The 26310-nt window shown below is 31.2% G+C and carries 16 protein-coding genes and 5 tRNA genes; 4 read left to right on the top strand and 17 right to left on the bottom strand.

The window, feature by feature from the left end; translation table 11 throughout:
* Nucleotide 1: 1 nt before the first annotated feature.
* From ACUXZJ_RS05890 to ACUXZJ_RS05865, 6 genes are all read right to left on the bottom strand, one after another.
* Nucleotides 2-919: a geranylgeranylglycerol-phosphate geranylgeranyltransferase gene (locus ACUXZJ_RS05890; protein ID WP_060383396.1), complete on the bottom strand. Its 918-nt coding sequence runs from the start codon at nt 917-919 to the stop codon at nt 2-4.
* Between the two features lie 68 nt (nt 920-987).
* Nucleotides 988-1926, bottom strand: a complete 939-nt coding sequence (locus tag ACUXZJ_RS05885; protein ID WP_060383397.1) for a mevalonate kinase family protein — start codon at nt 1924-1926, stop codon at nt 988-990.
* A 286-nt stretch (nt 1927-2212) separates the two neighbouring features.
* Nucleotides 2213-3292 (bottom strand): diphosphomevalonate/mevalonate 3,5-bisphosphate decarboxylase family protein, encoded by a 1080-nt coding sequence (locus tag ACUXZJ_RS05880; RefSeq protein ID WP_063743631.1) that lies wholly within the window; start codon nt 3290-3292, stop codon nt 2213-2215.
* Between the two features lie 43 nt (nt 3293-3335).
* A complete protein-coding gene (locus ACUXZJ_RS05875) occupies nt 3336-4550 on the bottom strand; it encodes an NAD(P)/FAD-dependent oxidoreductase (protein WP_063743630.1) in 1215 nt (404 codons plus the stop codon).
* Nucleotides 4551-5247: 697 nt separating this feature from the next.
* Entirely contained in the window at nt 5248-6651 is a 1404-nt protein-coding gene (locus tag ACUXZJ_RS05870; protein WP_063743629.1) for an alpha-amylase family glycosyl hydrolase, read from the bottom strand.
* A gap of 220 nt (nt 6652-6871) precedes the next feature.
* Nucleotides 6872-7330: a hypothetical protein gene (locus tag ACUXZJ_RS05865; RefSeq protein ID WP_063743628.1), complete on the bottom strand. Its 459-nt coding sequence runs from the start codon at nt 7328-7330 to the stop codon at nt 6872-6874.
* 133 nt (nt 7331-7463) lie between these two features.
* Here ACUXZJ_RS05865 and ACUXZJ_RS05860 point away from each other — a divergent pair, with 133 nt between their 5' ends.
* On the top strand, nt 7464-11489 hold the full coding sequence (locus tag ACUXZJ_RS05860) for a LamG-like jellyroll fold domain-containing protein (protein WP_063743627.1): 4026 nt from the start codon (nt 7464-7466) through the stop codon (nt 11487-11489).
* 295 nt (nt 11490-11784) lie between these two features.
* Here the strand turns inward: ACUXZJ_RS05860 and ACUXZJ_RS05855 are convergent, their stop codons facing one another.
* The 4 genes from ACUXZJ_RS05855 to ACUXZJ_RS05840 form a co-directional block, all read right to left on the bottom strand.
* Nucleotides 11785-15189 (bottom strand): hypothetical protein, encoded by a 3405-nt coding sequence (locus ACUXZJ_RS05855; RefSeq protein ID WP_060383403.1) that lies wholly within the window; start codon nt 15187-15189, stop codon nt 11785-11787.
* A 368-nt stretch (nt 15190-15557) separates the two neighbouring features.
* Nucleotides 15558-16811: an aspartate kinase gene (locus ACUXZJ_RS05850; protein ID WP_060383404.1), complete on the bottom strand. Its 1254-nt coding sequence runs from the start codon at nt 16809-16811 to the stop codon at nt 15558-15560.
* Between the two features lie 53 nt (nt 16812-16864).
* Nucleotides 16865-17347, bottom strand: coding sequence for a GNAT family N-acetyltransferase (locus tag ACUXZJ_RS05845; RefSeq protein WP_060383405.1), 483 nt, complete (start codon nt 17345-17347; stop codon nt 16865-16867).
* On the bottom strand, nt 17347-18171 hold the full coding sequence (locus ACUXZJ_RS05840) for a M48 family metalloprotease (RefSeq protein WP_060383406.1): 825 nt from the start codon (nt 18169-18171) through the stop codon (nt 17347-17349). The genes ACUXZJ_RS05845 and ACUXZJ_RS05840 overlap by 1 nt, the downstream gene beginning before the upstream one ends.
* 295 nt (nt 18172-18466) lie before the next feature.
* On the opposite strand from ACUXZJ_RS05840, the gene fbp reads away from it, so the two are divergent.
* On the top strand, nt 18467-19474 hold the full coding sequence (gene fbp, locus ACUXZJ_RS05835; RefSeq protein ID WP_060383407.1) for a class 1 fructose-bisphosphatase: 1008 nt from the start codon (nt 18467-18469) through the stop codon (nt 19472-19474).
* A gap of 740 nt (nt 19475-20214) precedes the next feature.
* On the opposite strand, the gene ACUXZJ_RS05830 is transcribed toward fbp, so the two are convergent.
* The 6 genes from ACUXZJ_RS05830 to mutS all read right to left on the bottom strand — a co-directional run bounded on the left by ACUXZJ_RS05830 (nt 20215) and on the right by mutS (nt 23529).
* Nucleotides 20215-20298: transfer RNA gene (locus ACUXZJ_RS05830), tRNA-Leu, on the bottom strand.
* A gap of 19 nt (nt 20299-20317) precedes the next feature.
* Nucleotides 20318-20390 (bottom strand) — tRNA-Gly (locus ACUXZJ_RS05825).
* 60 nt (nt 20391-20450) lie between these two features.
* Nucleotides 20451-20534 (bottom strand) — tRNA-Leu (locus ACUXZJ_RS05820).
* A gap of 93 nt (nt 20535-20627) precedes the next feature.
* Nucleotides 20628-20711: transfer RNA gene (locus tag ACUXZJ_RS05815), tRNA-Leu, on the bottom strand.
* A 19-nt stretch (nt 20712-20730) separates the two neighbouring features.
* Nucleotides 20731-20803: transfer RNA gene (locus ACUXZJ_RS05810), tRNA-Gly, on the bottom strand.
* Nucleotides 20804-20943: 140 nt separating this feature from the next.
* Entirely contained in the window at nt 20944-23529 is a 2586-nt protein-coding gene (gene mutS / locus ACUXZJ_RS05805) for a DNA mismatch repair protein MutS (protein WP_145902577.1), read from the bottom strand.
* 139 nt (nt 23530-23668) lie between these two features.
* Between mutS and ACUXZJ_RS05800 the strand changes: the two genes are divergently transcribed.
* Both ACUXZJ_RS05800 and ACUXZJ_RS05795 read left to right on the top strand, forming a co-directional pair.
* Nucleotides 23669-24187: a DUF1573 domain-containing protein gene (locus ACUXZJ_RS05800; RefSeq protein WP_060383409.1), complete on the top strand. Its 519-nt coding sequence runs from the start codon at nt 23669-23671 to the stop codon at nt 24185-24187.
* Between the two features lie 182 nt (nt 24188-24369).
* The gene (locus ACUXZJ_RS05795; RefSeq protein ID WP_060383410.1) at nt 24370-24903 is read left to right on the top strand and encodes an RNA methyltransferase; all 534 of its coding nucleotides are present in this window, start codon (nt 24370-24372) and stop codon (nt 24901-24903) included.
* A 152-nt stretch (nt 24904-25055) separates the two neighbouring features.
* Here ACUXZJ_RS05795 and folK read toward each other — a convergent pair whose 3' ends face one another.
* Nucleotides 25056-26192 carry a 2-amino-4-hydroxy-6-hydroxymethyldihydropteridine diphosphokinase gene (gene folK / locus ACUXZJ_RS05790; RefSeq protein WP_060383411.1) on the bottom strand — a complete coding sequence of 379 codons (1137 nt, stop codon included), beginning with the start codon at nt 26190-26192 and terminating at the stop codon, nt 25056-25058.
* Between the last annotated feature and the right edge of the window lie 118 nt (nt 26193-26310).

Raw genomic sequence — 26310 nt, 5'->3', positions numbered from 1 at the left:
TTTAATGATTAAATATTTCTTTACTATGAACTAAAACTAGTGGATCTATTAAAGTGATGCTAAAAACACCTGTTACAATTAAAATTTTCATAATAGTATGTAAATAAAGGTAATCAGAATGGCTAAAAGATTTCCATAATTTTAGAACGAAAGCTATCAAGACAATCATGCTTACGTAGAAATAAATTTCCATGTAACCTACATTAAACTTTTCAATTAAAACATAGATTGGTATAATTGTAAGAAAGCTTAATATCGTAATTATATATTTTGCTGTTTTTTCTCCAAATCGAACTGGAATTGTTTGATAATTAGTAGCAAAATCACCTTTTATATTTTCTAGATCTTTTATTATTTCTCTAATCAAAATTAACAATGATAAGAAAGAGGCATGAGCAAATATAACGGCATAAAAGTTTTTAAAATAAAGTAGGATTCCAAAAAAAGGAAGTACGGTTAGTAGAGATGCAGTTAGGTTGCCAACAATAGAGTAGCGTTTGAGTTTATGGGAATAAAACCAGATTAAGAAAATATAAACTGCATAAAAAAAAGAGGCGCGCCAAGAAATGATGAGAGCAAATCCTGTTGCTAAGAAATTTAGCACAAAATAAACGTATAGTTTTGTTTTTTGACTTACTAATCGATCTAACATAGATTTGGTAGGTCTATTTATTAAGTCTTTTTCTGAATCGTAAAAATTATTAATGATATAACCTGAAGCAATGACTAAGGCGGATGCAAAAACTAACACAAACAAACGCCAATCTAATAAAACGTCTAAAGCTCTTTTTTCAGGTGCTAAGATAAAAATAGACGCGAGATATTGTGCCAAAACAATGATGGTTATATTATAGCCACGAACAACTGAGATGAGACTTATAATTTTTGATAGAAAAAGTTTTGTTTTACGCGTTAACATGTGTTTTGTTTGAGCATTGAGTTGCTAAAAGTCTTGGGGGTTTATTTACTTCTAACCAAAATATCAAACTAAAATTGATAAACGACTTCTAGTTTATAATCTTTCAATGCTGATTTTGCTTTTTCAAGGTCTTGGGTAAAGCCTAGTATGTAACCTCCTCCTCCAGATCCACATAATTTTAGATAATAATCGTTGGTTTCTATTCCTTTTTGCCAAACTGTATGAAATTGTTCTGGAATCATAGGTTTAAAATTGTTTAACACTATTTTAGACAACTCTTTTGTGTTGGTAAAAAGTGATTTCACATCTCCTTTTAAGAAATTTTCAACGCAGGCATCTGTATATTTAATAAACTGTGATTTCAGCATTTTACGAAAACCTTCTTCTTTTAGTTTTTCCATAAAAATACTTACCATAGGTGCTGTTTCTCCTACTATTCCTGAATCTAACAAAAATACGGCACCTTTACCTGTAACACTTTGTGTAGGAATGCCTGTTGCTTCTATATGATCTTTTGAATTAATTAATATAGGCAGACTCAAATAACTATTTAAAGGATCTAAACCCGAACTTTTTCCGTGAAAGAAGGATTCCATTTGAGAAAAAATAGTTTTAAGTTCTAATAATTTTTCTCTTGTTAAATTTTCTAAAACGGTTATCTTATTGTATGCGTATTTGTCATAAATAGCTGCCACTAAAGCACCACTACTACCCACTCCATATCCTTGTGGAATACTGGAATCAAAATACATACCTTTCATAACATCTTGTTTCAAGGCATCATTATTGAATGCAACCAAATGAGGTTGTTCTTCTGCCAACTCTTTTAGATAAACTGCAAATTTTTTCAAACTTTCATTGGATTGCAGCGCTTCTGAAGATACATTACCGTCTATCTTAAGTGCTCCATTATAAAAATTATAAGGAATGGCTAATCCTTTTGAATCTTTAATAATTCCGTATTCACCGAATAATAAAATTTTTGAGTAAAAAAGGGGTCCTTTCATATTTGGCCTATCTTATTTTTTATTGTATTTGTTTTCTATTGTAGTGCTATATCGTTTTCTCTATTAGCATCTAATTCTTTGTATTTGATTTCCTGGTAAAAAAATCAACTTACCTATTATAGAACTAAAAATTATTACGAACTTCCTTAGAGAAAATATTTTTATTAGTTCTATATATCATTTCAACAAATATAACTTACTTTAAAACAACACATTAATATCTTTTATTTTTTTATAAATTATATTTTCAAACTATTGTTTGTAAAATAGATTATAAAGGTACGAATTAAATTGATATACTGCCTATACCTATTTCATCGCAAATATATTGTTCATTTTGACAATATCTAACCAATTCATTGTTAATAAATTCTAAAACTTGTTCTTTTACGTGTATAGGATACAGTAGATGCACATTTGCTCCTGCGTCGAGTGTGAAACAAACGGGAATATGGGTATTAGCTCTAAAACTCCAGACTTTATTAATTATATCTAATGTATTAGGTTTCATTAAAATAAAATAAGGCATAGAAGTCATCATCATAGCGTGTAGGGTTAGTGCTTCACTTTCAACAATTTCAATGAATTTTTCTATATTTCCAGTAGCTAATGCTTCTTTAATTGCTGTCAAATTTTGATGGGCTTGGGCAAAACGTTGGACAGCAAAAGGATGTCCGTGCATTAAATCATGTCCTACTGTACTGGATACTTGTTTTTCTCCTTTATCAACTAACAGTATGGTATCTTGATAATTATTAAAGTTTTTATGTAAGGTATTGTATTCAATGCCGTATAAATTTGAACTTCTTTCTGTATCTGTGTGTTCACCCCAAATAACTACTTTTCCTTTTATACTTCTACAAGCACTTCCAGATCCTAATCTAGCTAAAAAAGAGGCTTTTTTAAAAAAGTATTCATCTGTTATAGAGGGATATATTAATTTTTCTAAGCTCATAATATTCATAGCTAATGCTGCCATTCCTGATGCAGAAGAGGCAATACCTGAACTATGAGGAAATGTGTTTGTGGTATCTATCGTAAAATGAAATTCTTTTAAATAAGGGCAATATTCTAAAATTCTTTCAAAAAACTTTTGAATCTTGGGTTTAAATGTTTCTTTAGAATTTCCTTCAAAAAAGAAATCGAAGGAAACGTTTTCGGTATTTTCTTTTTTAACAAAGGAAAGTTTCGTAATCGTTTTACAATTATTAAGTGTAAAACTTACAGATGGATTAGCTGGCATTTGCTTTCCTAGCTTACCCCAATACTTTACTAATGCTATATTGCTTGGAGCACTCCATTGAAAATCTCCTTCGGTAAATGATATCGTATAATCCGATACAAGAAAATCCTTTTCAGAAAACATATTTTTATTTTTTTTGGGAGCAAAGATACGTTTTATCTATAAACTAAAATTCTAAATTTTTAGCAATAATAAATCCTCCTGTCCAAGCATTTTGAAAATTAAATCCTCCTGTTATGGCATCTATATTTAAAATTTCGCCAGCAAAATAAAGATTTTTAAAGCGTTTGCTTTCCATAGTTTTAAAATTAACTTCTTTCAGATCAATTCCTCCTGCGGTTACAAATTCTTCTTTAAAAGTGCTTTTACCATTGACCAAAAATTCTGCTTGGGTAAGTTGTTTTACTAAATCTATTAATTGTTTTTTAGATAGATCAGCCCATTTAGTATCAGGTTGAATATGAGATGCCTTTAACAAGCTTTCCCATAATCTTTTGGGAAAGTCAAAAGGGCAGAATTTATTTATTAATCGTTTTAAATTTTGTTCTTTAATTTCTTTTAGGTCTTCCATGACTGTATCAAAATCTAAATCATTTAACCAATTGACTTGTAATATAAAACGGTATTTTAAATCAAATAAATCTCTTGCTCCCCAAGCTGATAGGCGCAGTATTCCTGGACCGCTTAACCCCCAATGAGTTATTAATAATGGTCCTGATGCTTTAAGTTTTGTTTCTTTTACTCGTACTGAAGCACGAGCTGAAACTCCCATTAAATCTTTAATACGTTCATCTTTTATATTAAAAGTAAACAAGGAAGGAACTGGGTTTATGATAGTATGTCCTAAATTTTGGAGTAGATCCCACATTTTGGGATTACTTCCTGTAGTCATGATTATCTTGATTGTTTTAAATACTTGTTGATTAGTTGTTATTTTCCAATAGTCTTCTCCTTGAAAAATATCTTGTACGCTATGTCCTGTAAATACATCTATTTTATTTTTTTTTGCAGCAGATAGAAAACAATCTATTATAGTTTGTGAGCTATCTGTTATGGGAAACATTCTACCATCTTCTTCTATCTTTAACGTCACGCCATGTTTTTCAAACCACTCAATAGTATCACCACTACAAAACTGGTTAAAGGGCCCTTTTAACTCTTTTTCTCCACGAGGATAATACTTGACTAGATCATTGGGTACAAAACAAGCATGGGTTACATTACAACGTCCTCCTCCTGAAACACGAACTTTAGACAATACTTCTTTTCCTCTTTCTAAAATAGCTATTTTTAATTGGGGGAAGTTTTCAGCTATGTTGATTGCTGAAAAAAAACCAGAGGCACCACCTCCTATTACTATTATATCGTAATTTACTATCATATCTATCAGGGTAGTGGGTAATAACTACCTCAACTCTTGCTTTTTTTTTACAAAAATAGTATCTTCTAGAGAATTTATGGTATAGGGATGAATCTGAATTTTATAATCATATATTAATTCTTACAAATTAATTATCTTCTGTTTAAAAGATGAATTACCTTAAAAGCATTTTTCTTAGTGCATACTCTTAATAAATATAAACTGCTTAATTTATAATGTATACAAACAATAAATGGAGAGATTTAGTATATCAAGTCTATTCTTTTTATTTTCAATAAAAACTCATTCCATTTAAACTTAAGATATACTGGATTAAAAAGTAAAATTCTCGATCTGTTTTTTCATTTTAAAACTACTCGAAAAAACGGTTGAGTATATAATTAAAACATCGTCAGTTCGAGCACGAAGCGCATCAAGAATCAATACTAATTTTTATTGCTTTTGTAGGATAGTGTCTAAATCAACATGCAGTTTACCACTCCTACGTAAAGAGGAGTATCATAATCAACATTATGTGATTTCTTCCTTTGATCGAAATGACAAGATTGCAAACTTTTTGAGCAGTTTCAAGGTTAAAAAAATAGTATTATAAGGAAATTTCAAAGTTTAGATGGTATCAATTATTTTTCCCCTATATTTTCTTTGTTTCTATATAATTGTTTTTGAGGAAAAAACATAATTTAAATATTCATGAATTTTATTGGTTTAATAAGATTTTATACTCCCAAGGTTTAAAATCACATTCTGATTTGTTTTTAATATCTATTGATTTCTTTTTTAAAAATTCTTTAAAATGTCCAGAAATGGGCCATTTTAATTTTTGTTTTTTATTAGATAAATTAGCTATAAAAAAGAGTTTTTGACGATTTTTTTCTCTTTTACACATCCAAAAAACACGATCATCATTTGTGGTAATTCTATGGTAAGAAGCTGGTTTTTTTCCTGTATGCAAAAAGGAGTTTGTTTTTTTTAAATCTTTTAGTCTTTTGTATAGGGGCATCATTTTTCCTTCTTGATGCAATAATGTATCTTTTTGATAAGCACGAAAACGCTTATGTGAATCGTATTCTTGACCGTTATATATTAATGGAACTCCATTAAGAATATACGTAACTATTGTCATTACTTCTACAGCTTGTCCCATTCTTTGATACTCAGTATCGTTCCATATATTTTCATCATAATTACTGATAAAATGTAATCGCATTTTATCTTTCGGGAAGTTTTTTACTTCTTTTTCTAGATAACGATCAAGATCTAATACATTCATTTTAGACTGTGCGATGCTATTTAAAATATGGTGTACTTCCCAACCATATTCTATATCGAAAGCGTTTTCTAGCAAGCTTTCTTTTTCTGCCTCAGCAATCATTAAAATAGGTTTTATTTTTTTCAATTCTTTTACAGCTCGTTCCCAAAAAAGAGTCGGTACTTCGGATGCTACTTGACAACGAAATCCATCTATATTAAATTTTTGTACCCAATATTTCATTTCATCTATCATAGCAAAATGCAAATCAACAGAAGCATAATTTAGCTGGGCAACATCTATCCAATTATAAGGAGCAATAGGAGTTCCTTTTTTATTTTTCGTATACCATTCGGGATGTGTAACAATCCAACTGTGATCCCAAGCTGTATGATTAGCAACCCAATCTAAAACGACATACATTCCGTTAGCATGGGCTGTTTTAATTAGTTTTTTTAAATCAAAATCTGAACCATAATCGGGATGTATTTTCTTATATTCTTTTATAGCATAGGGATTTCCTTTTGTTATTTCTTTAGTGAAAGTATTTTTTATTTCCTCAACAGTAGTGGTATGAGTAATTCTTCTTCTTAATCTACCTATTTCTTGTATAGGCATTAACCAGATAATTTTAATCCCAATTGCTTTCAACTTAGGAATATCTTTAGTAAAGGCATCAAAGGTTCCTTCTGCGGAGTAGTTTCTAATATTTACTTGATAAACAATTGCATCTTGAGTAATTTTGGGATCTAAATAGGTTATTCTTTTTTTAGGTATAATTATCTTTTGAGCCTCTTGATTACAAGCTATTAATAAAAAGAGTATTCCTAAATAAACCACAATTTTTTTCATTCTCACAATACCCAACAATCTGAATTCATCAAGTTAAAACATTGCAAAATTAAACATAGAAAATAAATATATTTGATTTATCGAAAAATTTCTATAAATAATCTATCAAATAAAGTATCCTAAAAGCAAAAAGCATTCTTTAGTTGATCTTTTCAACGTTATAAAAGGATACTCTAAATCAAAACAAGAAGATTTCTTCTTTTAGGACGCTTTTTATTTCTTATTTTACTTGATCATTGTCTATATAAGTTTTATTCCCATTTTTATTAATATAATAGGTACCTCCTTTAGGTCCTTGATATACTTGACGATCTTTGTATTTTCCTATGACTTTATCTTTTGCATTGGAATTTGCTTTTTCAGTTATTTCTCTTTCTTTTTTAGCTGGTTTTGAGATCGTTTCTTCTATTTTATCTTTTACCTTTTTGGTCTTAGACTTCGTTTTATTCTCTTCATCTCTTACTTTTGTATCCAGCTTATTTGCTTCCACCTTTGCTTTCCCTTCTACAGATTTCAGATTTCCTTTTGCAGAGGTTTTACTTTCTTTTTCAGCTTTTACTTTATCTAATTTTTCAGTTATAACTTTAGATTTGTTCAACTTTTTACTTTTTACCTCTGTTTTCTGAGCGAATGTGTTTGACAATACAAACATCAAGCATAACATCACTATTTTTTTCATAACACTTAATTTAATATTTACAAGCAATATAAATAATTATTTTTTAACAAAACTTTAATTTTTTCTTAATTTTGCATTAAGATTTTTTTATTTACAAAAAAACATTTTAAAAACACCCAAATTCACAAAAACTATGAAACAAAAATTACATTTAATCTTATTTTTCATTTTGGTGAATTTAAGCTATTCTCAAAAAGGCAACTTTTATGAGCCCAAGCCTAAATTTCCACATTTGTTCAAATCCTTAATCCCTATACAAAAAGATGATCCAAAATGGGTACATCTCATGTACGGAGAAACTCCTAACGTATACGAAATAGAAAAGGAGTACAATCTATACTATCAAAAACATGACTTTATAAAGACGATACATACTCAAAATTATAAATTTTTTATTAACTACGTATATACCAACAACTGGATAAATGACAAAGGAGATATAATCAAGAAAGACTATGTAAGTGAATATAGTAAAGAAAGGATAAGTACTCCTAAAAAAAGCATAAATTCTAGTAATTGGACTCCTATAGGTCCCATAAATACCTATAATAATGGCGGAACTAGAACTGAATCACATCAAGCAAATGTATATTCTGTTGCACAATCTGTTTCAAATCCTAATGTTCTATTTTGTGTCACAGAAACAAGCGGCACATTTAAAAGCAATGATAAAGGAGAGAATTGGTTTTTAGTAGGTGGAGATTATTTTAACGATGATACATCGTGTGTTGAAATTGATCCCACTAATGAAAACAATGTCTTTGTGGCTTCCAGCTCAAGAATATACCGATCAACTGACGGAGGTAATTCTTGGATTTCTGTTCTAAACACTAATGGCTTAAACATTTACGAATTTGCTATTAACCCACAAAATAACCAATTAATTTTTGCTGCGGGAAATAAAGGTTTGTACAAATCAACAAATGGAGGAACAACTTGGTCACAAGTTTTTACCGAAACCTGTTGGGATGTAAAATTTAAGACTAATGACCCTAATACCCTATTCTTATTAAAATCAAACAATACATTAAAATTAACCGAATTCTACAAATCTACCGATGCAGGAAACACTTTTTCGCTCAAAAGCCAAGGTTGGTTTATTCCTACACCAACAAGTAGTATCGGCGGGGCTCGTATGGGAGTTACAAACGCAGATGGAGACAAAATATATGTAGCTATGTTAGGGAATGTAGAAAACTATGCAACAGATGTTAATTTTATAGGTGTATACAGAAGTGATAACGCAGGAGAAAGCTGGTCTTTACCTTATGATCAAAACAATGATGGTGTACCTAACAATAACCCAGGAGGTCCTTATAACTCTGACCACTGGTGTTTTTCTAGTTTTGGAACCAATGGAGGTTCTTATGATCAAGGTTTCTATAATTTAGCAATAGATGTATCTGATACAGACCCCAATAAGTTTTTAATGGGTATGCTTAACCTTTTCAAAAGTGAAAATGGAGGAAAAACGTACACTCGATGGGGAGGATATGCCTGCGACAACTGTACATCTTACTATCGTCATCCCGATCATCAAGATATTTTAATAAATGGAAATGATGTGTTTGTAGCCACAGATGGAGGAGTAGACTTATATGACGCTAATCTAAACATATTGAAAGGATTAAACAAAGGAATCATTTCTTCAGATAACTGGGGATTTGGACAAGGATGGAATGAAGATGTGGTAACTGCTGGTCGTTATCATAACGGAAATGCCGTATATCATGCTAATTATGGAGATGGGAAATTTATTTCGCTAGGAGGAGGTGAATCTTCAACAGGTTATGTTGCATTAGGAGATAATTTAAAAGTTTATCATTCTGACATTGCAGCTTATAAAATATCCAAAGATTTTTCAACCCCTGTACAATGGACGAACGGATTGAGTATGTTTCCTAATGAATCTGTTTTTCCTGACGTAAGAGGTCAAATAACCTATGACCCTAGATATTACAATCATTTATATCTAACAAAAGATAACAAATTATGGAAAAGTACAGATACTGGTGCCTCTTTTACACTACTTAAAGAATTTGGAAGCAGTACTGATAAAGTGTACATGGTCGAAGTATCTAGATTAGACCCTAACATTATTTTTGTAGTAAATAGATCAGGTTCTACAACTAAACTATGGAAAACGTTAGACGGTGGAAAAAATTGGATCCAAATAAATCTTCCTAATACAGATGCTCGTTTATATTTTGGCATCAATGAAAATAACACTCTTTTCATAGGATTTGGTGGTGGAACTGGAAAAGCGTTCAAATCAATAGACTTAGGAAATACTTGGATTAACCTAACCACTTCTACTATTCAAAATTTAGGTTGTTATACCATAGCTCCTCAATTAGGCACTAATGATGGCGTATATTACGCAGTAGCAGGCACAAACAAAATCTACTATAGAAATTCTACCATGTCTGATTGGGAATTATATAATACAGGATTACCACTTGGTTTAAGACTAATAGGTGTCAAGCCTTTTTATAAAAATAGCGAAGTACGAATTAGTTCTAGACGTGGTTTTTGGAAATCACCTCTTTTTGAAAAAAGTTTACCTGTTGCACAACCTATGGTAGCAAAACAATCTGTAGATTGCAGTAGAACAGCCATCCAATTTGATGATTATTCAGTCTTAAATCATACAGCTGCTAAATGGGATTGGAACTTTCCAGGCGCAAGTAGTATTTCTTCCACTTCTATCCGAAACCCTCTAGTAACATATTCAACACCTGGTCTTTATAATGTTACTCTTACCATAACTGATGCTGATGGACGTACAAGTACGAAAACAGTACAAAATATGATAGAAGTTTTACCTTCTTCTTGTAACATAGAAAGTGCATCTAAACAGGTTTTAGAAATGACTACCAACACAGAATCTATTTCTTCTAATGAAATGAATTACGGCAATACAACCGATTTAACTTTTACTGGTTGGATAAAACCAAATGGCACGCAAGTATCTTGGGCTGGAATTGCTTGTTTTGGAGACAAACAAAAAACATTACTAAACTTTAGAAGTGCTAATAATGAAATAGGATTTCATTTTAAAGATGGATATTATAATTATGCTACAGGATTGTATGCTCCTGCTGATCAATGGAGTTTTGTAGCTTTTAGGATTACACCTACTAAAATAACATTATTTTTAAACGATAAAAGTTGGTCCCTTGCAGGTAATTTTAGTGCTATCATTTTAAATAAATTAATCTTAGGAAAAGATTATGGTAGAAACGATAGAACTTTTAAAGGACAAATGGAAGAATTTACCTTGTGGAATAGAGCATTAACTGATGATGAAATCTATTTAAGTAGACATTTAATTAAGCAAAACATAACAGATACGAACTTAATTGCTTATTATCAGTTTAATAATATTACAAATAATGGATTAGTTTATAATAAAGTTAATTCTAACGATTTAAATATTTCTACCTCTATAACATTTCCTACATCTACTGCTCCAATAGCCACTGGTACTAGTCAATTATTAACAATCAACACCACTGGTCTTTATAATTTTGAGTCTGTAAACACCGCTCTTAACTTTACAGGATCAGTTCCTAATGGAAAAGTTGTTGTATCTCAATTAAATACTCTACCCAATGAATCCCCTTCTACGGGATCAGTTGGAAACGAATATTGGATTTTAGATAATTATGGAACCAATACATCATTTTCTGGACTTTCATCTATAAATCTAATTCCTACTTATGATGCTTCTAATGCTAATTTGTCTAATTTCACTCTTTTTAAAAGAAGTAACAATGAACACTTACAATCAAGTTGGACACAAAGCGGAATAGCCACCGCCATAAATGGAAAAACAATAAGTTTCCCTGGAACATCTATAAATCAATCCAACCAATTGTATATACAAAATTCTGCACCTACAGAAACTAACAATACTTATTTGCAGAGAAGTCTAACAGTTTATCCTAACCCAATAGTTATAGGAGAACAATTAGTGATTGATGGAATTAATTCAGAACTGACATTTACACTGTATGACTCTAGTGGAAAATTAGTATTTAAAAAACAAGTTGATGACAATAAAATCAATCTAAATGATTCTATTAAAAAAGGAATCTATTTTTATAGAATAGAAACAAGTGATAAAATTTATAACAGTAAATTAATCATTAATTAGTTTCAATAAGGTTCCGAAAGCAAATTATAATTTATAATCTAAGGTTGTCCTAAAAGTTTGCAATCTTTTCATTTCGACCAAAGGGAGAAATCACATAATATTGATTATGAGACTCCTCCCTACGTCGGAGTGACAAACTGCATGTTGATTTATTACTTTTAGGACAGCCTCTTTTTTGATAAAGAAACATTACAACACTTATTTAAATTGATTTTAGTATGTGTACTTTTCAGAAAACTACAACAACTTTGATTCTAAAAAAACACTCCTTTTTTTCATTCTCTATATAAAAATATTAAAAGAAAGCCCGCAATTGAACATTACCAGTATGTATAGTTTCTGAAGTTTCACTTTTTCTTCCTTGATAATTAAAATTGACATCCAAGTACTCTGTAAGTTTTTTTTGAAGTAACATACGCCAAGTCATGTTATTATTAACCTGTAATCCTTCTAACATCTGAAAACTTACTGGTGAAAAAGCATTTCCTTCAAAACGATTATTTATGTAAGCAAACTCTCCATTTAATACAAATTCTTTTGAGGTTACTACATTAAAGGAAATCCCTAAACGATTTTGAGATAACTTTTCGAATGCTCCTATTTTATTATTTTTTTTCTGAAATTCATAAAACAGATCTAAAGTGGTATTTTTTGAAAATAAATACCCTACTCTTGCTTCTAACTGATTTTCTCTAAGCTGAAAATTCTTACTCAAATAGCTAACCGAATATACATTGTTTTGAGATATACTTCCGTTAAGAGTAATCAACCAATACTTATTTAATAAATGGGTATACGATAATTGATGACTTGTGTTTGTATTTTTTAATTCGTCTGCTACGAGTAAACTCTTTAATTCATTAATAATAACATTGTATACAACAGAATGGCTTTGCTTTCCTCTATTATAAAACAAGCTATTTCTTATACTGGAAGTCAGTCCCAACAACTGATCTTTTGAATTTATAAAAGGATTTAAATCAAATTGTTCTCCTTCCTTTTTAATTTTTTTATCAATTAAAAAACTCGTTTGGTTATAAAAATAAGATATAATTTTTCGATACCCTTTTTTATCTATCCAAAGAAAAGGATTTAGTGTAACTGATTGTGAAAACTTGTTTTGATGTGTTTTTACAAAATTTTGGTTTGGTAAAAAAACCTTTATATATTTTGCTTGATCTGGAAATTGTGCTATTTCAAACTCTTGAAGTTCTTGAATCCCATTTTTATTATAATCGTTCCAAGCATAAATCCCCTTTGTAGCTTCTACTTCTACAAAATTAAATTCTTGTTGTGGAATACTTCCTGAAAGAGTTTCATAACTCAATCCGTATTGAAAAAAACCTTTGAAGAAACGCTGATTATAAAGCAATCTAGAATTTAAAGATGATTCATTTTTCTTATTACTTTCAAATAATAATTGGCGATAATTAACAAAAACCGATAAATCAGCTTGATTATTTTGAATTAGTTTAGAATTTAGATAATAGGAAATAGATCTATTTACTCGTTTTAAGGTAATTCCTTGCAAAGAGTCATTTAACCTATAAGATAGACCTGTTTCTCCATAAACCTTCGTTGAATCGCCTCTTCCTATAAACATTCCCCATTCTGTAAAACGCTGACTCAAATTAGTTAGCTTAAAAGTTGATTTTATCCTCTCTTGATTATCCTCCAATCGCTGGTTAACTCCCACCCAATTTTTATAAAATTTATATTTCAAATGAAACTGATTTCTAAAAAATTGAGACTTCATCTCATTGCTTTCGCTATTCATCAGGCTTACTTGTTGTTTAGCAAACCATTTAGTAGACTCATGAATTACTGAAAAAAGATGCTTATTTCCTTTAAACCGCTCCGAAAAAGTTAAATTTTCAAATTGATATTTTCCTCTTATTTTTTTTGACCAACCAAACTGTAAGGCTGATGATATGAGTCGCTGGTTACCTATTGTTTCTTTTAAATTCCAATCGCGATCAAACTCAACAGCAAATAAACGTTCTATAGGCTTATATTCTTTTTGAATAAATTGTAAATCATTTAATGAAATGAGTTCCCAATTTTTTTTAGACGCTATTTTTTGACGAATATTGAGTTTTCCTGCCATCCCTTTATTATTTTCATCGTCTAAATCAGAAAACAAATTCAAATCATGATTACTTATCGCTAATTCAAAATCTACTATTGTTTTTTCTGAGGGTTTATAACCTCCTAATAAGGTTGCTATTTGTAATTTAGAAGGTGCTATTAATCTAATAATGGGTTCATATTCGCCTTGTTTTATACCTGCAAGAGCTGGCACATATTCATAAATTCGACCATTAGCAACTGTTGACTTTACAATATAATCTCCTTTATTTTTACCTACTAAGGAAAACTTAACTTGATATAACTCTTCTTTTGAATCATTAGAATACACATATACAACAGCAGTTCCTATGCTTGTCTTTTTATACAAAATTTTCTTATCAGTATAAGGCTCTATAACGGCAGAAGGAGCGTTCAATAATCCAGTATTATCTCCTGCTTCTGATAAAATCTTAATTTGATCCGAAGATAAACTTTGTTGAAGAGGCTGATTTTTAACATCATTTTCAGAATAAACAAATCCACCTAAATGCCATTTATCCTCTTGATGAATAGTTCCACCGTAAGTAACAAAACGGTTAAAACTTCTTTCAGAAAACTGATATTCTACCACAATTCTCATCTCTGAATTAACCGGAAACAAAGAGGTAAAAGTCAATTCACCCGCATTATAATCTATTACATATTGGTTATTTTCTCCTCTTTCCAATAAATTTCCGTTTACATATACTCGTTCAGATCCTGAAATAACCAAGACATATAACTCTCCATTAGGTCCACGAAGTTTATAAGGTCCTTGATTTCCTTCCTGTCCTATGAGAGTACTTTTTGCATACTGTCCTCGTACAACTGCTCCAGAAAGCGTTATTTCTGTACTAACAGGAGATGTTCCTAAATTAACTCGCGCTAAAACACCTTGTACCTTTTTATTAAAATTTAAAAAACGAGATTTTCGATTTTCTAAAAACAAATCACCTCCACGGACAGACCATCGGTCTGAAAATAATTCAACAAAAACTTGATCAAATTCGTCTAATCTTTGTGAATATCCTCCATTTTGCAACGGAATATTATGGTCTTGCAAGGAAGCCCTAATACTTACTTTATCTGACAACTTACCTATTACTTGCAAATCTAAATTAGAATTTACTGCTGCATTTTGGTTATTGCCTATACTAAGCCCACGTGTAATACTCCCAGATGTTTCTAGCCCTTCAAAAGGCTTGAATATGTTTACTAAACGGTTTTCTGTTTTATAAATATTTCCAGAATTTGTAGAAGACACTAATCTATTAACATCATAGAAAGAATAACTTTTTGTAAGAAAACTCGGGTATTTCAAATAATAAACATGAATAGTATCTTTTTTTTTAAGGGTAGAATCTAATTTTATTGTTGCTTTCACAAAATCAACTTGATACAACGTTGAATCAATTTTAATTTTGTTTTTATCATATAACGCAAAATGCGAAGGATTGATACTGATACTGTCTATATGAATTAAATCTTTTGTAAAGGGTATTTTTTTATGCTGATACAACGTTTCCTGTGCTTTCAATAGGGTAGGAAAGCATAACATACAGATAAGAAAGCGAATTTGATTTTGCAGCATATTCTATTAACTCGAATAGGTCAAAGATATTGCAATTATTGAAATACTATTACATAAAAAGCCATGTGTAATTATCTCTAATAATGGAGCCAATCACATAGTAGCTAGAATTTCATTTTCTTTATTGTTATAGTGACAACTGTACAGCTAATAAAGTAATAACTTAACGTTTTGCCTGTTTACTTCAATAACAGAAGAAGTCAGATTATTAGTACTATGTAATTGGCTTTGCCTATTCATCTCATTCGAGTCTCTCTTTAATTTCAGTAATAAGATTGCTAAGTTTTAGAGCTCTCTCTTTGAAAAGTCTTTTTTTCATTATATTTATTCCTTCCTTGTTTTAAAAAAGGATATTGTATTAGAGTTAATTACTCTTTAGTAACCACTTGTAACGTTTCTCGACTCATCTGTCTAACCAAAACCATTTTATCCTTTTCTACTGTATTTATAGCATTTTGATCAAAATGTCTTACAGTATACAAGGAAACATTTTCGTTATATGTCACTTTAAATTTTTTAGAAAGGACTTTTACTATTTCCTGAAAATGATTGTATTTATCTTCTACACAAACTGAAAAACTAATAGCAGAATTTTGAATTAGACTTACTTTGAGTTTGTATTTATGAAGTAATGCAAAAACTTCACTAATATTTTCTTCCATTATAAAAGAAAAATCTATTGAAGATAACGAAAGTAAAATTTGATCTTTTTTTACTATAAAACAAGGCATTTTGGGCTCTAAATCTTGTCCTTTTGCTACACTGGTTCCTGCCAATAATGGATTAACAAACGATTTAACATACAAAGGAATTTCTTTTCGTTGTAGCGGTTGTAAAGTTTTAGGATGAATGACACTTGCTCCATAAAACGCTAATTCAATAGCTTCTCTGTAAGAAATTTGATTTAATAAATTTGCGTTTTCAAAATAACGAGGATCGGCATTCATTACTCCAGGAACATCTTTCCAAATAGTAACACTTTCTGCATTTAAACAATAGGCAAAGATAGCGGCTGTATAATCAGATCCTTCACGACCTAAAGTAGTTGTAAATCCGTTTTCATCAGATCCTAAAAAACCTTGCGTAACAAACAATTGTTTCTTTTTAGCTATTTTAGAAATGGCTTTTTGTGTTTTTTCCCAGTCAACATTTGCATCTCGATAATTAGCGTCTGTTTTAATATAATTACGCACATCTATCCACTGTGATTGAATGTTTCTAAAATTCATATAATGCGATACAATTGTAGTGGAAATAATCTCACCAAAACTTACAATTTGATCATAAACGAAACTATAATTTGGCGATTTATTACTTCTTAAAAAATATTCAAAATCAGCAAAATGTTCATTAATATCATAAAAAACTTCATGATTTTCATCATCAAATAAATCTAAAATAATTTGATTATGATATTTTTTAACTTCTTGAATTGAGGCATTTAGCTGAGGTGATTTTTCAAAATAATTCTTTATAACTTCTTCTAAGGCATTGGTTGTCTTTCCCATAGCTGACACTACAAGTAGAACCTCTTCGTACCCCACTTTTTGAAGTACATCAAACACATTTTTTATGCCCGCTGCATCTTTAACAGAGGCACCACCAAACTTGAATATTTTCATATCACATTTTTTTTCAAAACTCAAACTATTATTTTTTTGAATCTTGACTTTGATTATTTGTTATTTAAAAATTCTTCTAATCCTTTTTCATCCATCTGAACAACACGCCAGTCATCTAATACTTTTGCTCCTGACTTTTCATAAAATTTAATAGCATTGGTATTCCAATCTAAAACATTCCATTCAATACGTCTAACACCATCTAAGGCTCCTTGTTTCATAATTTCTTTATACAAGGCTATGCCTATGCCTGTTCCTCGCATATTTTGTGTAACAATTAGATCTTCTAAATGAATTGTTTTTCCTTTCCAAGTAGAATAACGATAATAATAAAGTGCTACTCCAACTATTACTCCATCTATTTCGGCTAAAAAAGTATGAAACAAGGGGTTTGATCCAAAACCATCTCGAATCAAATCTTCTTCAGTTATTACTACTGCTTCTGGTTCTTTTTCAAATAGTGCTAATTCTTTTATAAGTAATAGCACTTGTGCCATATCATACGAGGTACCTCTACGAATCGTAAAATTTTTCATTATTTTTTCTTCTTAGCGGGTGTAGATGTCTTTTTTAACTGACGAGTATACGGTTTATAGATCCCTTCTGATTCTGCTCTTTGTTTCGCTTTTGCTGCACGATCTTTAGGATCTGGATGTGAGCTTAAAATCCTTGACATAAAACCCGAATCAGCACCTTGACTTAAGCTCGCTAATACTGTAAAGGCAGATTCAACAGCATTAACATTATATCCGTGTTTTTTCATAAAATCATACGAAAACATATCTGCTTCTGATTCTTGTTTTTGACTATGGCGACTGTCTACTATTGCACTTCCTATTTTCCCTAAAGCACTTTCGCTAACCGCTGCAACTCCCTTTACTTGTGATCCTACAGCATCTACCAAAGCTTCTTTCTGATAAGCTGCACGGATAGCATCTCTTGTATCATGATTTACAACGTGCCCTATTTCATGGCCTATAACCGCAAGTACTTCATTATCATCCATAACATCTAATAACCCTTGAAAAACACGAACACTCCCATCAGCACAAGCAAAAGCATTTACTTCTTTTACTTTATAAACTTTAAAATTAAGCGTTACACCACTTTCTGTCTTATGTTTACCAAAAAGCTTATTTAATCTTAATGTATAAGGATCTTTAGGACCCGCAATAGGGTTTTCTTTATCCATTTTCTCAACAGAAGCCTTAGATAATTGAGCAGCATCCTCATCAGAAAAGGTAAAACTTGCCACTCCTTTTTGTAAAGCTCCTAACGCTTTTTCACCTAAATTAATTTGTGCATTCATTGTAAAAGGCATAAGAGCCAATAAACCTACTGCTAATTGTATTTTTTTCATTTTGTTTTTATTTAGTTACCGCAAATACAGATATGAACAAAGATAAGAGAAGTATAATTTATTTTAAACAACTTCACAGAATAAAAGTTTTCTACAATTTTTAAAACAAAACACATATCTAAAATATACATTTTTTGATCAAACATTAAAAAAAGAATCTAATCGCTATTCTGTACGCACCATCTAATGTATATTTTAAACCTATTTTATTCAAACATTACAACTTACAGACTTCCTGTTACTTTATTTTTAAAAAAATAAATCTCATCTTTGCATTACTAACTGCATAAAAATTATGGAAGAACGCAACAGAACCCTTGGCGAATTTATAATAGAAAAACAAAATGATTTTCAATATTCTTCAGGCGAACTATCAAGAATTATCAACTCAATACGCCTAGCGGCTAAAGTTGTTAATCATAAAGTAACACAAGCTGGACTTGTAGACATTGTAGGAGCAGCAGGAGAAACGAATATACAAGGAGAAGACCAACAAAAACTAGATGTATACGCTAACGAAGTTTTCATACAAACCTTAATCAACAGAGAAATTGTTTGTGGTATTGCCAGTGAAGAAAACGATGATTTCATTACTATTTCAGGAGCTGACAATAGTCATAATAACAAGTATGTTGTATTAATGGATCCTCTTGATGGCTCTTCTAATATAGATGTAAATGTATCTGTTGGAACTATTTTTTCTGTATACAGAAGAATTACACCAGTAGGCAGTCCTGTTCAGCTAGAAGACTTCCTACAACCTGGCACAAACCAAGTAGCTGCAGGATATGTTATTTACGGAACCTCTACTATGCTTGTATACACTACAGGAAATGGTGTAAATGGCTTTACATTAAACCCTGCAATAGGTACTTTTTATCTTTCGCATCCTAATATGCAATTCTCAAAAGACGGAAAGATATATTCTATTAACGAAGGGAATTATGTCCACTTTCCTCAAGGTGTAAAAGACTATTTAAAATACTGTCAAAAAGAAGAGGGAGATCGTCCTTATACTTCTCGCTATATTGGTAGTTTAGTTGCTGATTTTCATAGAAACATGATAAAAGGAGGTATTTATATGTACCCTCCTAGCTCTAAAGCTCCCAAAGGAAAACTAAGACTACTATACGAATGCAACCCTATGGCATTTATAACAGAACAGGCAGGCGGAAAGGCTTCTGATGGTTATAAAAGAATCATGGAGATAAAACCTACTGAATTACACCAAAGAGTTCCTTTCTTTTGTGGAAGTTATAATATGGTCAATAAGGCAGAAGAATTTATGACAGCAAATCAATAACAAGAAAGAGGCTATTTAGAAAAAGTGTTCAACATTCTAGTTACTCACTTTCAGTGATAGGAGAAGCTACATTAACATTATATAGTTTCTCCTTTGAGGGTCTACTAAAAATAAAAGCGACAAAACGAAGTCAAACAACACACAATTACATTTTTTTAAACAGCCTCTTATTTTCAAAATTCACTTAAAACCACGTTGTATAATTAGACTGTAGCTGTCTGCATCTAATTTCCTTCCTATCCAGAAGAGTATCTCTCACTACTTAAACCGTAAAAAAGCTAGATAAGTATCATAAAACAACATGAATTATTCTAGCTGAATTATACTTATATCCCTTATTCAGTTGGGACAACAAAAAACATTCCGTTTTTTATACCATTTAAACTTAAAACATACTGGATTAAAAGAAAAATTCTTGATCTGTTTTATTTATTTTAGAAATAACTCGAACAAACCGTTGAGTATATAATTAGAATCATCATTAGTTCGAGCGCGAAGCTCATCGAGAATCAACACTAATTCTTATTGCTTTTCTAAGATAGTGTCTAAATCAACATTATGTGATTTCTCCCTTTGGTCGAAATGAACAAGATTGTGAATTTTTTGGACAGTCTCAGGGTTAAAAAATATTATCATGTGGAAATTTCAAAGTTTAAATGATATAAGATTCTTCTCCAATAGGTATCCAAATATTGTGTAAATAAAAAAGGCTGTCCAAAAGATTTAGGACAGCCTGTTTGTACTCAAGGCGGGACTTGAACCCGCACGAACTAATGTTCACTGGATTTTAAGTCCAGCGTGTCTACCAATTCCACCACTCGAGCATTGTTATTTTAGTAACAGAGCGAAAAACGGGGTTCGAACCCGCGACCTCAACCTTGGCAAGGTTGCGCTCTACCAACTGAGCTATTTTCGCAAATTTAATCAATATTACAAGTTACAAATTGTTTTTTTTAAAATACTTCTAAAAAATTAGTACTCAAGGCGGGACTTGAACCCGCACGAACTAATGTTCACTGGATTTTAAGTCCAGCGTGTCTACCAATTCCACCACTCGAGCGTATATTTTTTTTAAAAAAACTTATGTAACTATGAACGTATATAAAGTAATTAAATTACTTCTTTCCTTTTCTTATTTTGAAAGGATTTTTTGTACTCAAGGCGGGACTTGAACCCGCACGAACTAATGTTCACTGGATTTTAAGTCCAGCGTGTCTACCAATTCCACCACTCGAGCATTGTTATTCTAGTAACAGAGCGAAAAACGGGGTTCGAACCCGCGACCTCAACCTTGGCAAGGTTGCGCTCTACCAACTGAGCTATTTTCGCATTTAGCTTAAAGAACATTGCCTTACTTCCGTATTGCGAGTGCAAATATACAACAAGAATCAGTATTTGCAAGCACTTGAATAAAAAAAATCAAAATTTTTTTTTAAATATTTCAGATTCAATTCTTTAAATTTCTAAAACTATTTTTTTGTTAGCATACGCTTGATTTCATTTAGTTTCATTAAAGCTTCTACTGGAGTCAATGTATTAATATCTAAATTCTGAATTTCTTCTTTTATTTCTTGCAACAAAGGATCATCTAAATTAAAAAAACTTAATTGCATTTCTTCTTCTTGATCACCTAAGTTTCCTTGTGATGTTTTGCCGTTTAAAACTTCCGAAGAATGATTTTTTTCTAATTTTTTTAGAATCTTACCAGCTCTTTGTATAACTGTTTGCGGCATTCCTGCCATTTTCGCCACGTGAATACCAAAACTATGCGCACTTCCTCCTTTTTCTAATTTACGGATAAACAACACATTGTCTTTTAATTCTTTTACAGACACATTATAGTTTTGAATTCGAGTTAATGTTTCTGTCATCTCATTAAGTTCATGATAATGAGTAGCAAAAAGTGTTTTGGGTTGTGCTGGATTTTCATGCAAAAACTCTGCAATAGCCCATGCAATAGATACACCGTCATACGTACTCGTTCCCCTCCCTATTTCATCTAACAAGACTAAACTTCTATTGGATATATTATTTAGGATTGATGCGGTTTCATTCATTTCTACCATAAAGGTTGATTCTCCCATAGATATATTATCACTAGCTCCCACACGCGTAAATATCTTATCAACCACCCCCATCGTTACAGCTTCAGCAGGCACAAAACTTCCCATTTGTGCCAATAAAACAATAAGTGCCGTTTGTCTTAGTATAGCTGATTTACCTGACATATTAGGCCCTGTAATCATGACCACTTGTTGGAAATCTCGATCAAGATACACATCATTGGCTATATATGGCACTCCTATAGGCAATTGTTTTTCAATAACTGGATGGCGTCCGTTTTTTATATCTAATACATACGTATCGTTAATTTCTGGGCACACATAATTATTATCAATTGCTTGTTGTGCAAACGAAGTCAAACAATCTAACTGAGCAATGAGGTTAGCATTATGTTGAACAGGCTTAATATAGGTTGCAACCCAAGCTACTAACTGTTCAAACAGAGACATTTCTAATTGATGAATTTTTTCTTCGGCTCCTAATATTTTTGATTCGTATTCTTTTAATTCCTCTGTTATATAGCGTTCTGCATTTACCAATGTTTGTTTACGAATCCACTCTGAAGGCACTTTATCTTTATGTGTATTCCGAACTTCTATATAATACCCAAAAACATTATTAAAAGAAATTTTTAAAGATGGGATACCCGTTTTTTCAGATTCTCTTTTTTCTATTGCCTCCAAAAACTCTTTTCCTGAATTTGAAATATTTCGTAATTCATCTAATTCCTCATTTACTCCTGACGCAATAGCATTTCCTTTATTAATTGCTACTGGTGCGTCTGGATTTAATGTATTAGTAATTTTTTCCCTCAACAATTCACAAGCGTGCAAACTATCTCCTATTACTTTTACTGCTTCCTGAGTACTTTTTAAAGCAAGAGTCTTAACTGGTTCGATAGCATCTAAAGAATTTTTCAAATACACTAATTCTCTTGGTGAAACTCTTCCAGCTGCCACTTTAGATATCAAACGTTCTAGATCTGATATCTGCTTAATCTGTTGTTGAACTTGATATAATATTTCTTGATTATCTTTAAAATAGCCAACTACTTCATGGCGTCCTTTAATCTTATTTATATCTTTTAGTGGAAGAGCTAACCATCGTTTTAACAAACGTCCTCCCATAGGAGAAAGAGTACGATCTATTACATCTAACAAGGTAACAGCGTTAGGATTATAACTATGGTACAACTCTAAATTACGAATAGTAAAACGATCCATCCAAACGTAAGCATCTTCTGCAATGCGGTGAATAGAGGTTATATGTTGAATTTTATTATGTTGGGTTTCGGATAAATAATACAAAATAGCCCCTGAAGCAATAACACCATACTCTAACTCTTCTATTCCAAAGCCTTTTAGTGAATTAGTTTGAAAATGATTAATCAAACTTTCAGTTGCATAGTCTTGTTTGTACACCCAATCTTCAAGATAAAAAGTGTGAAAATTTTCGCCAAAAATCTCCACAAACTCTTTTTTATTATGTTTAGGAACTAAAATTTCACTTGGATTAAAATTTTGCAATAATTTATCTACATAATCTGCATTGCCTTCAGAAGTTAAAAACTCCCCTGTTGATACATCTAAAAAAGCCACACCTAATTGTTTCTTTCCAAAATAAACAGAAGCCAAAAAGTTATTGGATTTAGACATCAATACTTCGTCATTCATAGAAACACCAGGGGTTACTAACTCCGTTACTCCTCGTTTTACAATAGTCTTGGTCATTTTAGGATCTTCTAACTGATCACAAATAGCTACACGTAAACCTGCCTTTACCAATTTTGGCAAATACGTATTTAAGGAGTGATGTGGAAACCCCGCCAAGGCTGTTTCACTTTCTGTTCCGTTGCCTCTTTTTGTTAAAGTGATCCCTAAAATACGAGCTGTACGAACAGCATCATCTCCAAAGGTTTCGTAAAAATCGCCCACTCTAAATAACAAACAAGCATCTGGATACTTGGTCTTGATCTCGTTATACTGTTTCATTAGAGGAGTTTCCTTAGGTGTTTTAGCTTTTACTGACAAAACGTTAAATTTTTTGATTAATCGCGACGAATTTACTTATTTTGGCGTAATATTTGATCAAATATTTTTACATTTGTGTATAACTAATTACAAGTCAATTATGAAAAAGGCAATACTAGCAGTAGCAACAATAGTATTTTTAGGAAATTTATCAGCTACTGCTCAAGAAAAAGCAAAAAAAGCAGCTTCAAAAGCGAAAATGGAGGTAGCTAAAAAAGTAGAAGAAACAAAATTTGAAATTACGAAAGTATCAGGTCCTGGGATGTATGTAGAAAAAGAAACTATAGACTATGGTACAATTGAACAAGGTGCTGAAGGAAAAAGAGAATTTGTTATTGTAAATAACGGTAACGAACCATTAGTTATTTCAAACGCTCAAGGTTCTTGTGGCTGTACTGTTCCTTCTTTCCCTAAAGAACCAATTGCTCCTGGAGCAAAAGCTGTAATTGGCGTTAAATATGACACAAACCGAGTAGGAGCTATTAACAAATCTGTAACAGTTACTACAAACATGAAAGATAATCCTACAAAAGTATTACACATCACAGGTAATGTTGTAGCTAAACCAACACCAACTAGTCCTTTAGATGCTAAACCAACAGGTCCAACTGCACAGTAGTTAAACTTTAAAAAGACATCAAAAAGCTCTCATTGGAGGGCTTTTTGATTTCATTTCAGTTCTATTTTTACTAGAATAGTAATTCACAAGATACCTACATCAAACAGATAATACTAAGATTATTTCCTGTCTATTCAAAAACAGAATCATCATTATTATCGAAAGAAATGTAAATTTGCCAAATGAGAAAAATTGAAAATAGCGAATTAGAACGCAAAACAGTAGAGCAATTTAAAAAAGCTCAAAAAACACCTCTTATTATTATATTAGACGACATACGAAGCCTTCATAACATTGGTTCTGTGTTCAGAACAAGTGATGCTTTTTTAATTGAAAAGATCTATTTATGTGGAATTACCGCCACGCCTCCTAACAAAGAAATTCACAAAACAGCTTTAGGAGCAACCGAAACGGTTTTTTGGGAATACCACAAAGATGTGTTAGAGCTTATTGAAAATCTTAAAAAGGAAGAAGTTGAAGTGTATGCTATTGAACAAGTTGAAAATGCTATATTCCTTGATCAATTTAGACCGAAACCTACTAAAAAATATGCTTTAGTTTTTGGAAATGAAGTTTTTGGAGTAAACCAAGAAGCTATAAAACTTTGCAACGGAGCGATTGAAATACCTCAACTGGGAACTAAACATTCTTTAAATATTTCTGTAAGTACTGGTATTGTTATTTGGGATTTATTTTGCAAATTGAACGAAAAATAAAACAGAGGCTGTCCGAAAAGATCTCAATCTTATCATTTCAACCAAAGAGGAAATCAAACGAAGAACAACGAAACCTTTAGATTTATTATTTGATCGAAGTGACAAACCAGACGTTGAGTTTAAACTTTTCAGACACCCTCTCTTCATTTTTTTTAACAATTTAATTTTTCTTGTATTTTTTGTAAGATGATTACATAATCTTCTTGTCTTTTTACAAAATCTAAATCAGAAACATCTATTACTAGCATATTTAAGCCTAATTGTGTTTTAATATAATCTAAATAACCTTTATTAATCTTATCTAGATATTCTGCTGGTATTTCTTGTTCATAACTACGCCCTCTCTTTTTTATATTTTTAAGTAATCTATCCGTATTCTGATATAGATATACATATAAATCAGGTTTAGGCATTTCTTTATAAATAATATCAAATAGGGTTTTATAAAGACGAAACTCATCACCTTGCAAAGTAACTTTTGCAAAAATCAAGGATTTAAAAATATGATAATCTGCTACTACGAAATCTGCAAAGAGATCAAATTGTGACAAATCGTCAGCTAATTGTTGATAGCGATCAGCCAAAAAAGACATTTCTAAAGGAAAAGCATAACGTCCTTGATCTTTATAAAATTTTGGCAAAAAAGGATTATCTGCAAAACGTTCTAAAACTAATTTTGCATTAAAATCAGCTGCTATTTTAGAAGCTAAAGTAGTTTTTCCCGCCCCAATATTCCCTTCTATGGCTATATAATTTAATTTATCTACATCAAACTGTTTAATAGGAGCCGTAAGTTCCGTAACCACTTCACAGGAACTCATATCAGGACAGTCCAACAATAAACGATCTACATTTTTAGACAAAATAGGATGTACCCACTCTACTCCAAGATCCTTCATGGGATATAATACAAAACGCCTGTTTTGCATGTGAGGATGCGGAATTATTAAATTTTCTGTATTTAATATTTGGTCATCAAATGCTACAATATCAATATCAATAATACGGGGTTCGTATCCTACCTCTTTCTTCTTTTGACGCCCCATTTCTTTTTCAATACTTGTTATTTTTCTTAAAACTTGTTCAGGAGTAAAAGAAGTATGAATAAGTATTGCACAATTATAAAAAGCATCACTCTCAAAACCCCAAGCAGGTGTTTCATACAACTTTGACACCTGTAAAACCAATCCAATTTTACTATGAATCAACTGTATACAAGCCGTTATATGACCAAGCTTATCTCCTTGATTGCTTCCTAAAGATAATATTACTTTTTTTTGTATTCCCATGCTTGGCAAAGTAACTAAAAAGTTTTGGAGAATAGAAGTATATTTGCATCTGTGTTAATAACTTATTTTTTCGTGTAACTTTTTTAATATTTTAAACACTAATCTGTAAAAAACAAAA

The organism is Flavobacterium sp. TN-1 (genome assembly GCF_052828645.1).
Note: the sequence above shows the minus strand (reverse complement) of the source record. Positions and strands in the feature narration are given on the sequence as shown.